The organism is Sorangium sp. So ce590, assembly GCF_051521365.1.
GTDB lineage: Bacteria > Myxococcota_A > Polyangia > Polyangiales > Polyangiaceae > Sorangium.
Genome location: NZ_CP150346.1, coordinates 7,627,151 through 7,639,184 on the forward strand (window position 1 = coordinate 7,627,151; position 12,034 = coordinate 7,639,184).

Annotated in this window: 10 protein-coding genes and 1 pseudogene; 6 read left to right on the plus strand and 5 right to left on the minus strand. The window is 73.6% G+C overall.

Annotated features, from left to right (window positions below):
- Positions 1-146: 146 nt before the first annotated feature.
- The 6 genes and pseudogenes from WMF28_RS28535 to WMF28_RS28560 all read left to right on the plus strand — a co-directional run bounded on the left by WMF28_RS28535 (position 147) and on the right by WMF28_RS28560 (position 6,882).
- Positions 147-1,595: a PLP-dependent aminotransferase family protein gene (locus tag WMF28_RS28535; RefSeq protein WP_437596485.1), complete on the plus strand. Its 1,449-nt coding sequence runs from the start codon at positions 147-149 to the stop codon at positions 1,593-1,595.
- A gap of 161 nt (positions 1,596-1,756) precedes the next feature.
- Positions 1,757-3,523 (plus strand): hypothetical protein, encoded by a 1,767-nt coding sequence (locus WMF28_RS28540; protein WP_437596486.1) that lies wholly within the window; start codon positions 1,757-1,759, stop codon positions 3,521-3,523.
- A gap of 81 nt (positions 3,524-3,604) precedes the next feature.
- Positions 3,605-4,051, plus strand: coding sequence for an Rrf2 family transcriptional regulator (locus WMF28_RS28545; protein ID WP_437596487.1), 447 nt, complete (start codon positions 3,605-3,607; stop codon positions 4,049-4,051).
- A 153-nt stretch (positions 4,052-4,204) separates the two neighbouring features.
- Positions 4,205-4,282 (plus strand): annotated as a pseudogene (locus WMF28_RS28550) (thioredoxin); the annotation flags it as partial.
- Between the two features lie 55 nt (positions 4,283-4,337).
- A complete protein-coding gene (locus WMF28_RS28555) occupies positions 4,338-4,529 on the plus strand; it encodes a thioredoxin family protein (protein ID WP_437596488.1) in 192 nt (63 codons plus the stop codon).
- Positions 4,530-4,908: 379 nt separating this feature from the next.
- On the plus strand, positions 4,909-6,882 hold the full coding sequence (locus WMF28_RS28560) for a serine/threonine protein kinase (RefSeq protein WP_437596489.1): 1,974 nt from the start codon (positions 4,909-4,911) through the stop codon (positions 6,880-6,882).
- Between the two features lie 7 nt (positions 6,883-6,889).
- On the opposite strand, the gene WMF28_RS28565 is transcribed toward WMF28_RS28560, so the two are convergent.
- From WMF28_RS28565 to WMF28_RS28585, 5 genes are all read right to left on the minus strand, one after another.
- Complete coding sequence (locus WMF28_RS28565; RefSeq protein ID WP_437596490.1) at positions 6,890-8,278, minus strand: hypothetical protein; 1,389 nt, start codon at positions 8,276-8,278, stop codon at positions 6,890-6,892.
- 13 nt (positions 8,279-8,291) lie between these two features.
- Positions 8,292-10,037 (minus strand): sulfate adenylyltransferase, encoded by a 1,746-nt coding sequence (sat, locus tag WMF28_RS28570; RefSeq protein WP_437596491.1) that lies wholly within the window; start codon positions 10,035-10,037, stop codon positions 8,292-8,294.
- Positions 10,038-10,161: 124 nt separating this feature from the next.
- Positions 10,162-10,734, minus strand: a complete 573-nt coding sequence (locus tag WMF28_RS28575) for a Mov34/MPN/PAD-1 family protein (protein WP_437596492.1) — start codon at positions 10,732-10,734, stop codon at positions 10,162-10,164.
- Entirely contained in the window at positions 10,728-11,678 is a 951-nt protein-coding gene (locus WMF28_RS28580) for a PLP-dependent cysteine synthase family protein (RefSeq protein WP_437596493.1), read from the minus strand. The genes WMF28_RS28575 and WMF28_RS28580 overlap by 7 nt, the downstream gene beginning before the upstream one ends.
- Positions 11,675-12,034, minus strand: a complete 360-nt coding sequence (locus WMF28_RS28585; protein WP_437596494.1) for a hypothetical protein — start codon at positions 12,032-12,034, stop codon at positions 11,675-11,677. Before WMF28_RS28585 ends, WMF28_RS28580 begins: the two co-directional genes overlap by 4 nt.

The following is a 12,034-nucleotide window of genomic DNA, read 5'->3' on the forward strand; positions in this document are numbered from 1 at the left end:
CTTGGGCTCAAGCGAGCGACCGGCACAGAGGCAGTCCGCCCGGCATTGAGGCCGGCACAGTTCGCGGAATCGGCGACTGTGCTGGTCCTCACGCCCGCCGGCTGTACCGGTACCGCAGCGCCCGCCCGGTTGTACACTCGTCCCTCGTGCAGGTGCCCATCGAAGCGGAGGCCGAGGCCCATCTCTACGATCGCGTCGCCGCGCACATCGCCGCTCTGATCGGGCGCGGCGCGCTGCGGCCGGGCGACCGGATCCCGTCGGTGCGGCGGCTCAGCCGGCAGCAGGGGGTGAGCGTCGCGACGGTGCTGCAGGCGTACCTGCAGCTCGAGAACCGCGGGATCATCGAGGCGCGCCCCCAGTCGGGGCACTACGTCCGCGCCCGCCGCCTCTCGGCGCTCCCCGAGCCGCGGGCCGCGCGCGCCTGCACAACCGCCTCGCGCGTCAGCGTGAAGAGCCTCGTCTCGAAGGTCTACCGGGCCTCCCGGGATCCGCACATCGTCCCGTTCGGCGCGGCCTGCCCGAGCCCCGAGCTCCTGCCCACCGACAAGCTGAACCGGATCCTCAGCGCGATCGCGCGGAGCGCGGGCGGCGCGGGCGTCTCGTACGACCCGCCACCCGGGCTGCCGGCGCTGCGGCGGCAGATCGCCCGGCGCTCGGTCGAGTGGGGCGTCGCGCTCTCCGCCGACGACATCGTGACCACGGTCGGCGCCATGGAGGGGCTCCACCTCTGCCTGCGCGCGGTCGCGCGCCGCGGCGACACGGTCGCGCTGGAGTCGCCGGCGTACTACGGGCTCCTCCAGCTCATCGAGAGCCTCGGCATCAAGGCGATCGAGGTCCCGTCGCACCCCCGCACCGGCATGGACCTCGACGTCCTCGAGGAGATGCTGGGCCGCCACCGCATCAAGGCGTGCCTCGCGATCCCGAACTTCAACAACCCCCTCGGCAGCGCCATGCCCGACGAGGCGAAGGAGCGGCTCGTCGCGATGCTCGCGCGCCGCGACGTGCCGCTCATCGAGGACGACATCTACGGCGACCTGCACTTCGGCGACGTCCGCCCCCGCCCGGCGAAGGCGTTCGATCGCAAGGGCCTCGTGATGCTCTGCTCGTCGTTCTCGAAGACGATGGCGCCGGGCTACCGGGTCGGCTGGACGGCCCCCGGCCGCTTCCTCGACGAGGTCGAGCAGCTCAAGTTCGGGCAGAGCGTGGCGTGCGCGACCTTGCCGCAGATGGCGGTCGCCGAGTTCCTCGAGATCGGCGGGTACGACCACCACCTGCGGACGCTCCGGCGCCGGCTCGCCGCCCAGGTCGCGCGCATGAGCGAGGCGATCGCCGAGCACTTTCCCGCCGGCACCCGCGTCTCGCGCCCGGCGGGCGGCTTCGTGCTCTGGGTCGAGCTCCCGCCCGGCGCGAGCGCGCTGGACGTGCACGATCGCGCGCTCGATCACGGCATCAGCGTCGCGCCGGGGCCGATCTTCTCGGCCAAGCACCGGTTCTCGAACTACATCCGGGTGAACTGCGGCTACCCGTTCACCGACCTCACCGAGCACGCGGTCCGGACGCTCGGGCGGCTCTGCGCCGAGGCGGCGGAGGCGTGACCCGCCCGCCGAGGCGGCGAGGGGCGCCCGCGCGTCGGGACGGCGAGGGCGCGCCGCGGCGGACGGCGCGGCGGGCCACGGGCGGTCGCGCCCTGGATGCCGTACCCGCCCTGAAGTAGAACCTCGTCGCTCGCCACGAGCGCCCCGACGAGCCCACGACCTTGCGTCCCAGACTTCCCGCGTCCCTTCCTTCGCCCGCGCCGCCGCCTGCGCTCCGTCCCTCCAGGCCCGCGTGCGCGGCCCGTCCCTCGCCCGCCCGCGCGGCCTGGGCGCTCGCGGCCCTGCTGGCGGTCGCGCCCGCCTGCCGCGCCGGGGCGACCACCTCGCCGGGCGCGCCGGTGCCGGAGGCGCTGCGCGCGCTCCCGGATCGCATCGACGGCAGCACCCTGCTCGGCCGGGACGCGCAGCGCGCCGCCGAGGCCGGCGCGGGCCCGCTCCGGGTGATCGGCGCCGACATGGCGTCCGACGGCGATCGGGTCGGCGCCTTCGTCGAGGTGCCCGCCGGGGAGTGCATGCTCGCGATGGCGCGCGTCTCGCCCACGATCGGCGACGTCGACCTGTTCGCCTTCGAGGACGACGGCAGCGCCTTCTCCACGGACGAGGCCGCCGACGCGCGCGCCTCCATCCTCGTCTGCCCGCCGCACCCGCGGCGGCTCTATGTCATGGCGCGCGTCATGTCGGGCGCCGGGGCGGTCAGCGTCGGCGTGCAAGGCGTCCCGGTCGAGGCGGCCGACGCCGTCGCCCGCGCCGTCGGCGCGCGCGGCCGGGCCGGCGACGAGAGCGGGCGGCTCGAGTCGTGGCCCGGCCTCGAGGCGAAGGTCCGGGCGCACCGCGGCGCGGTCGGCGCGCGCTGGGAGGACGTCCGGCGCGTCGCGCTGCCCGTCGGCTCGAGGACCGCGAGCCGCATCGGGGCCACCCTCGACGGCGGCCGCTGCATCGACGTGCTCGTCTCGCCGAGCGACGAGGTCGCCTCGCTCGAGGTGGTCGCGGAGGACGAGACCGGCAGGATCGTCGCGCGCGCCCGCGAGCGGGGCCAGGATCGCCTGCTGCTCCTCTGCTCGACGATCTCGATCGAGCTCTCGATCGCCGTCCGCTCGCGCGGCACCCAGGGCCTCGTGGCCGTGGTCGTCGGCCGCTCGCAGCCGGGCGCCGAGGCGGAGATCTCCGGGGCCACGCCGATCGAGCGCGTGACCGAGAGCCGCGACCTCGCCGAGGCGCGGGCGGCCCACGGCCGCGCGCTCGCGGGCCGGGGCTACGGCGCGCCGCGCGTGTCGACCGGGGCGGCGCGGCTCGGCAGCCGCACGACGCTCCCGATCGAGCTGCCGGCCGGCTGCGCGCGGATCGACGTGCTGGCCGGCAGGCCGCTCGCCGACGTGCTCGCGGAGCTCTGGAGCGACGCCCACGCCCTCCTCGGCCGCGCCCGGGGCGGCGCCCGGGCGACGCTCTTCGCCTGCGGGAGCGGCGGCCCCGCCCGGATCGACGTCGAGTCGATGGCGCAGCCCGGCCCGTTCGCCGTGGAGGTCCGGAAGGAGCCCAAGGCCCCGCCCGCGCTCGTCGCGCACCCGCTCGCCGCCGCGAGGCTGCTCGGGCGCATGAGCGCCGCCGGCCTCGTCGACGCCGCGGCGGCCTCCGGCGCCCAGGCGGTGGCGCTCGACGCCTCCCGCCTCAAGATCCTCCCGCTCCAGATCCCGGCCAACACGTGCGCCGAGGTGATCGCGGCGCTCGACGCCGGGGGCGCCGGCGTCGATCTGCGGCTCGTCGACACCTCGACCGGGGAGAGCTCGCTCGCCCGCGCGCGCCATATCGTGTCCGACAGCCGCTGCGCCGGCGCCTCGCCCGTCCCCGCGTCGATCGAGCTCAGGCTCGCCGACGGCAAGGGCGAAGCCCTCGTGCTGACCCGCACCTCCTCCCGATCGCCGTCGCCCTAAGGCCGCCGCCGCGGAGCGGCGCCTCCGCAGGCTTGACAGCGGACACCTCGGAGCCCTCAGATACGGCCGAGAGGCCCTTTCATGTCGTCGGGTCGCTTCGCCATCGCCACGCACGCCCTGGCGCTGCTCGCGCAGACCGGTGAGAGCTGCGCGAGCGACGCGCTGTCGGCGAGCATCAACACGAACCCGGCGTTCCTGCGGCGCATCCTCGCGCGCCTGTCGCAGGCCGGGCTCATCGAGGCGCGGGAGGGCCGCGCGGGCGGCTATCGCCTGGCGAGGCCGGCGAAACGGATCCGGCTGAGCGAAGTGTATGCCGCCGTGGAGCCGGAGGGCGCCATCGCGCCGAGCCCGTGCGAGCCGAACGCGAAGTGCCCGATCGGGGCGGGGATCCTGCGGGCGTTCGACGAGGTCGCGGACGCGGCCAACGAAGGGCTGCTGCGCGGCCTCTCGCAGAAGACCGTCGCGGACATCGCGCTCCGGGCGCAGCACCTCGGTCGCCCTGCGCCGGCGCCGGCCAAGGCCCGCTGATCGGCCCGCGCGGCGGTCTCCCCTCCCCTGGCAGAAACTGAAACCGTGCCTATAACAGTTCATGCGAGCGTCGCTGTCGCGACAAGGCCGGCGTCGAGCCGGCGCGCGCGGCAAGGGGCGCTCGCTCCCGAGGAGAACTGAAAGGACAGCGCCATGGGCAGCAGCAACGTCATTGAAGTCAACGACCTGAATTTCACTCGAGAGGTCCTGGAGACGGACACACCGGTGCTCGTGGACTTCTCCGCGTCCTGGTGCGCCCCCTGCAAGCGGCTCGCGCCGATCGTCGATGACGATCGCGGCGGAGACGGCGGGCCAGGTCAAGGTGGTCAAGCTGGACGTCGACGCGTCGCCCGCAGCCGCGAAGCGCTTCGGGATCCGGGGGCTGCCGACCGTTGTCGCCTTCCAGAACGGCGAGCCTCTGGGGCGGCACATCGGCCTCACGAACAAGAAGACGCTGCTCGCGCTCCTCGGACGTTGAGCATGTCGAGCGCGCCGGGCCTTCCGCCGGCGCCTCACCGCCGATCGCCTGCGTCGTGATGCTCCCCACACATGACGCGGATGCCGCCGCGGCGGCGTGCGCGGGTTTCCGACATCGACCTTCATTTGCGCGAGTCGCGCGCCTTCACCGCAGCGGCGCGCGTGGTGTGCGACGCTGCATCGCTCGTCCGCTGTCTTCGACGGACGCAGCATCCCGTTGACATCACCCCCCGATACGAGATCCTCTCGGCAAGGAAGCCCAGCATTCCGCAGCGCTGCTCGCGGCCGTCCGTCGAGGAGGTCCGGGGGTCGCCACGCGGAGCCCTGCCGGTGTGGGGTTTTGCTGGCATGGCGCGACTCAGCCTGGCTTCCCGAAGGCCATGGCTCTGTTCGACGACGACTTCGAGACGCTCGAGCAGCTCCCCGAGATGCGAAAATCTCGCGGAAAGGGCGGGGATTCGCACGGCCAGAGCCCCACGCCCGTGAACCCCGGCCGCGCCCGGGCGGAGCTCTCGGATCTCACGAGCGACGGCCCCCGCTACCAGGTGCGCTCGCTCCTCGGCGTCGGGGGGATGGGGGAGGTCCACTTCTGCAGGGACCGCCGCATCGGCCGCGACGTGGCCATGAAGGTCATCCGCGCGGAGCACCAGGGCGACACGACGCTCCGCCACCGGTTCCTCCGCGAGGCCCGGGTCCAGGGCCAGCTCGAGCACCCCTCGATCGTGCCCGTCTACGACCTCGGCCTGGACGCCAAGGGCTCGGCGTACTTCACGATGAAGCGCCTCCGGGGCCTCACGCTGGCGAGGATCCTGAACGAGCTCCGCGAGGGCGACGCGACGGCGCTGCAGAGCTTCTCGCGCCGCAAGCTGCTCACCGCGTTCTCGTCCATCTGCATCGCCGTGGACTTCGCCCACTCGCGCGGCGTGCTCCACCGCGACCTCAAGCCCGCCAACATCATCCTCGGCGACTTCGGCGAGGTGTACCTGCTCGACTGGGGCGTCGCGAAGCTCATCGATTCGCCGCACCAGACGATCGACATGGGGGAAGATCCCATGAGCACGAGGACCATCCCCGGCGACGTGCTCGGGACCCTCGGGTACATGTCGCCGGAGCAGGCGCAGGGGTGCGTCGACACGCTCGACGTGCGCAGCGACGTGTACTCGCTCGGGGCCATCCTCTTCGAGCTGCTCACGCTCAAGCCGCTCCATCCGAAGAAGGATCGCGGCGAGATGCTCGACTCGCTCATCCACGGGGCCGACGCGCGGGCGTCGGTGCGCGCGCCCGAGCGCGAGGTGCCCCCGGAGCTCGACGCCATCTGCGTGCGGGCGACCCGGCGCGAGCCGTCCGAGCGGTACCCGACCGCGCGCTCGCTCTACGAGGCGGTCGAGCGGTTCCTCGACGGCGACAAGGACGTGGAGCTCCGCCGCGGCCTCGCGGCGCGGCACGCGGGCCTGGCCGAGGAGAAGGTCGCCATGGCGCTCGCCGGCGGGAGGGAGGCCGAGAGCGCCCGCAAGGCGCTGCTCAGCGAGGTCGGCCAGGCGCTCGCCCTCGATCCGTCCAACGAGCGCGCCCTGGAGACGCTCCGGCGCATCCTGACCGAGCCGCCGCGCGAGATGCCGCAGGAGGTGCTCGCCGAGCTGGACGCGACCGCGGCGACGCGGCACCGGCTGCAGCTGCACGCGGGCATCCGCGCCGAGCTGCTCGCCACGGCGATCGCGACGCTCGTGGCCGCGGTGTGGCTGGGCATCCGCGAGTGGCAGGTCTTCGGCTTCATCCTGGGCTTCACGGCCCTGGCGGCGCTGATGAAGTTCATCGCGGCGCGCCTCGTCCACCGCCGGTCCGCAGAGTGGTACGCCTACGCCGGGTTCGTCTTCAACGTGCTCAGCTTCCTGTTCATCGCGCGCGGCTTCGGCCCGCTGCTCTTCATGCCGATGCTCCTCGTGATCTTCACGTACGGCAATTCGTTCACGTACCGGACGGCCTACCGCGTCGCCGTCGTCGTCACCGGCTGCGTCGCGGTGCTGGCCGCCGCGTGGATCGAGTACTCGGGCATCCTGCCCCGCTCGTACGAGTTCACGGGCGGCGCGATGGTCATCCTGCCCCAGGCCGTCGAGCACTCGAAGGTCCCGACGATCACGGCGCTGACGCTGACCACCCTGTTCATGCTTGTCGTGCCGGCGTTCATGATGGGCCAGCACCAGCACGCGCTCCGCGACGCGGAGCGACGCGCGTTCCTGCAGGCGTGGCAGCTCCGCCAGCTCCTGCCGGAGCGGGCCCAGTCGGGCGCCGTGACAAGGCCCACGCCGGAGCCGATCACCTCGCGCCGCCCGAGACGCCCCCGCACCGAGGGGTGAGCCGGCGTCAGTCCATGGGCCAGACCGAGAGGACCCAGACCGGCGAGCCGCCGCGCGCGGACACGCGGACGGCGGCGCTCTCCTCGATCTCGGAGCAGAAGGCCACGCCGGCGCCCTCGCTGTGCTCGCCCGCGTCGTCGCGCGCGGCGCGATCGCCCAGCTCGACCGAGATCCGGAGCGCGCGCATCTCGCCCCGGACCAGCGCCGCCGCCGCGAAGTAGCAGCGGCCCGGCTCGACCTGGACGGGGACGAGCGTGTCGCCCTGCGCGCCGACGGCCTCGACGATCGCCTGCGCGCGCGGCGCGGGCGCGCGGCGGCGCTGCAGCGCGAAGGCCAGGTTGCCCCGGGCGCGCGCGCCGAAATACCCCGGCACGTGCGAGGGCATCGGCCACTGCGCGTCGGACAGCACGACCTTCACCGGGCCCGCCGCCCCGAGGAACGGCACCTCGACGACCCCGGGCTCCCCGAGACAGAAGTCGAGCCGCGTGTCGGGCGCGTCGGACCGGTCGCGACCGAGCAGCCTCCCCGTGCCCACCTCGCGCGCCTCGGCGTCCAGGTCGGTCGCGCGGCGCACCGCGACGCCCGGGACCTCGGCCATCAGATCGAGCCGGTGACAGCCCTCGCTGAGCTTGACCGAGAACTGCCCGGTCCCGACCGATGAGGCGCGCATCTCGACAGGCGCGACGCGCGACGCCCCGTCCGCGCGGGCGCGGCGCGCGGCGCGCGCGACCCGGGCGTCGAGCGGCCCCGGCTCGGCCGGTCGCCCCGGGTCGCCGCGCGGCGCGATGGGCCCGGACACCCGCTCGGGCAGGATGGCCTCGAGGCGCTCCGGCGGCCCGCTCGACGCCGCGACAACGACATCGAAGGCGCCTCGCGTCGAGAGCACCTCGACCGCCACGCGGCGCAGCCCCTCGCGCGCGGCCCCGCACCGGAGGATCGCCGCAGCCCCGGCGACGCTGTGGATGCGGCGCTCGTCCTCGGGATCCTGGCCCCGCAGCCGGTGCACGAGGCCCTCCAGGGCGGAGGGCTCGCCCGCGAAAGAGTCCGGCTCCAGCGTGAACTCGACGGTGCGCGACGCGAGGAACACGACGGTGAGGCACTCCTCGGCCTTCGGTCCAGCCGCGCCGGCCGCGCCGGCCGCGCCGGCCGGCGGCGGGTCCACCGCCACCACCCTGACGCGGCCGTGCTCGATGAAGAGGGGGGAGAGGCGCGCCACGCGCGCGCCCGAGAGCGACCACATCCGCGCGACGCGCGCGGCATCATCGCTGAGGTCCGCGCGCGCCGGCGCCGCCGCGGAGAGGCCGGCGAGCGCGGTCAGGAGCGCGAGGGCCGCGCCGCGCGCGGCGCCGGCGGCCGCGCGGCGGCCCCGCTCGACGAGGCCGCGCGCCGCCGCCATCACGGCTCCAGGGCTACGACGAGCGGCGCATCGCCTCGATGAGGATGCGCGCGACCTCCGGACGGGAGAACTCGGGCGGCGGCAGCTCGCCGCGCTGGAGCATCTCGCGCACCTTCGTCCCGGACAGATTGACCTGCGTCGACGCGTCGCCCGGCGCCGTCTTCGCGGTGGCCATCGCTCCGACCACCGTCGAGTAGAACGCGTTCTCGAAGTTGAGCGTGGCGATGCCGAGCTCGCCGGGGCTGAAGACATTGAAGATCTCCTGCGCGTCGTACGTGCCGTAGTAGCTGCCGACGCCGGCGTGATCGCGCCCGACGATGAAGTGCGAGCAGCCGTAGTTCTTGCGCGCGAGCGCGTGGAAGATCGCCTCGCGCGGGCCCGCGTAGCGCATCGCCGCCGGGTAGATCGAGAGGAGCACGCGGTCCTTCACATAGTACTTCGCGATGAGCTCCTCGTAGCAGCGCATCCGGACGTCCGCCGGGATGTCGTCCGACTTCGTCGCGCCGACCAGCGGGTGGATCATCAGCGCGTCGCAGCTCTCCAGCGCCGTCTTGGTGATGAACTCGTGCGCCCGGTGGATCGGGTTCCGCGTCTGGAACCCGACGATGCGGCGCCACCCCTTCTCGGCGAAGTACGCCCGCGTCACCGCCGGGCCCCGGTCGTACGCCGGGAACGGCGACTCGACCGGCCGCTCCAGCACGCGGATCTCGCCGCCGACGTACACGGCGCCCGTGCTCATCAGGTAGGCGACGCCCGGGTGCTTCGTCTCGGTCGTCCGGAACACCTCCTGCGCCTCGAGCTCCTTGTTCGGCCGCCACTTGTCGCTCAGCTCGATGACCGCCACGATGCGGCCGTCGCGCGCGCGGAGCGCGGCCTCGGAGCCCACGCGGAGCCCCTCCGCCGCCTGCTCCGAGACGGCGAGCGTGATCGGCATCGACCACGGCAGGCCGCTCTCGAGCCGCATCTCGCGCACCACGCGCAGGTAGTCCTTCGAGTTCATGAAGCCGCGCAGCGGCGAGAACGCGCCGACCGCGATCATCTCGACGTCGCTCTCGGTCCGCTCGTCGAGCTCGATGACCGGCAGGCCCTTCGCCCGCTCGGCGAGCGACGCCTTCTCCGCGCCCTCGACCCACCGGTTCACGAGCTCGCCGCCGTGCGGCGCGATGAGCCCGCGGCCGCCGCCCGCCGCCGCCCCCGCGGCAGCAGCGCCGGACACCGCGACCGCGGCGCCGCGGCGCGGGACGTACCCGACCTCCTCGAGCTTGGCGAGGATCTTGGCGAGGCTCTCCTCCTTGGTCTCCTTGTCCGTGTAGACGACCACCTCGGGGCTCTCGGGCGCCTCGTACGGGTCGTCGATTCCCGTGAAGTTCTTGATCTCGCCCGCGAGCGCCTTCTTGTAGAGCCCCTTCGCGTCGCGCTCGGCGAGCACGGGGATCGCACAGGAGCAGTACACCTCGACGAACTGCGGGATCTGCGCCCGCTGCTCGTCACGGATCGCCTTGTACGGGCTGATGGCGGCCGTCATCGCGCACGCGCCCGAGCGGGCGATGAGCTTCGCCACGTATCCGATCCGCCGGATGTTCGTATCGCGGTCCTCCTTCGAGAACCCGAGCCCCTTCGAGAGGTTCGTGCGCACCTCGTCGCCGTCGAGCACCTCCACGTGGACGGAGCGGGCGCGGAGCTCGGCCGAGAGCATCGCCGCGAGCGTGCTCTTGCCAGCGCCGCTCAAACCGGTGAACCAGACAACAAAACCTGACATTTAGGCAACTCCTTCGATGATCAAGTGACAACTGCGGAATCGGCCTCGCTGGGCCTCGGGAGTAGATCCCTGCGAGCGGGTGCGGGCAGCGCGAGGACGACGGACGCGCCCCGGCGCGATGAGCTCAATCGACGACGGTGAACGTCGACGCGACGAACGCGGTGCCATCCCAGACGAAGAGGCGGTGCTCGGCGATCCGGGGCTTCCCGTCCGGGCCCCCGTCGCCCGAGCCGCCGCGCACGCTGGTGACGAGGAACGCGAGCGGGAACGCTGGCCCGGGCCCCATCACGATCTGGGCCCCCTCCTCGGCCGGCGGCTCGCCGCCGCTCATCATGGCGGCGTCCGTCGGGCTGAAGTAGGCGCCGGCATCGAGGTGCGAGTGGTATAGCACCTTCACCGGGCGCCCCTCCGCGGCCCCCTTCTCGACGGCATCGGAGAAGCGCTTCCCGTTGAAGTCGAAGAACGTCCGCGCCGTCCGGAAATACCGCTCCGGATCGACGGCGTGGAGCTTGTTCGCGATGTTATCCATCCGGATGTGCTCGTCGCAGAGCAACGACTCGCCCGCGGGCCCCTTCAGGTACCCGCAGGCCTCCTCGTCGCGCGCGTAGCCGGCCAGCGCCTCGTCCTCGACCGCCTTCAGGACGCCCGCCTTCAGGACGACTCCGCCGGCGGTCCACGGGTGAGGTGACATCACCATAGGTAACGCTTCTCCCATTTCATAGGCGCAAAATAGCGGTCGCCCCGGTCCGGGACAATCGCCACCACGCACCCTCCCTGCTGTTCGCGGTGCAGGCGCTTCGCCACCTCGAAGGCGGCGAAGATGGCCGCGCCGCCCGAGTGCCCCACGTGCAGCGCCTCCTCGCGGGCGAGGCGGTCGGACATGTCCCAGCCGTCCTCCGTCGTGATGCGCATCGTCTCGTGGTACGCGCCCCCGTCGTGGATGGCGGGCACCAGCGAGCTCGGCAGGTGCTTGAGCCCCTCCAGCCCGTGGAGCGCGTCCGCGGGCTCGACCGCGATGCAGCGGATCGGCCGGTGGTGCTCCCGGAGCCGGCGGCTCGTCCCGACGATGGTGCCGCTCGTGCCGACCCCGGCCACGAAGTGCGTGATCCGGTCGCCGACCGCCTCGAGGATCTCCCGCGCGGTGCCGTGGTAGTGGGCGAGCGGGTTGTCCTCGTTCGAGTACTGGTCCGGGTAGAAGTACTTCTCCGGGTCCTTCTCGACCAGCGCGCGCACGTGGCGGATCGCGCCGTCGGAGCCCTCCATCGGGTCGCTGAGGATGAGCTCCGTGCCGAACGCGCGCGCGATGTCCTTGCGCGCCTTGGACACGTTCGACGGCATGACGAGCGCCACCTTGAAGCCCATCGCCGCGCCGAAGATCGAGTAGGCGACGCCGGTGTTGCCGCTCGTCGAGTCGATGAGCGTCTTTCGGCTGGTCAGGCGGCCATCTTCGGCCGCGCGGCTCATCATCCGCAGCGCGGCGCGGTCCTTCACCGAGCCGCCGGGGTTCGTGAACTCGAGCTTCGCGTACACCTCGACCGACGGCGTCTCGCGGCCGATGCGCGAGAGGCGCACGAGCGGCGTGTCGCCCACGGCGTCGACGACCGACCCGAGCCGGATCGAGCGGGCGAGGGAGTGCCTCATGACGGCGCGCCCTCCGGCAGCCCGCCCTCCGGCGCGCTCCGCTGCCCCGCCCCGGCGCCGCCCCGGCCGAGCGCGACCCGCATCTCGGCGAGGGTCGCCCGCGCCCCGGCAAGCACCGCCCGCGCGGCGGGCGACGCGACGAGCTCCGCGGGCGCGAGCGCGGCGACGTCGATCGCGCCCTCCGCGAGCGCGCCGAAGCCGGCGCCGCGCGCGTAGCGCTCCGCCACCTCGTGCGCGAGCGGCGGCGCGCCGCCGCTGCCGCCGAGCACGCGCGCCGTCGCCGCCCCGAGCCTCGCCTGTCCCTCTGGACCGATCTCCGCGAGCAGCACCTGGCGGAGATAGCGCGGGTCGTCCAC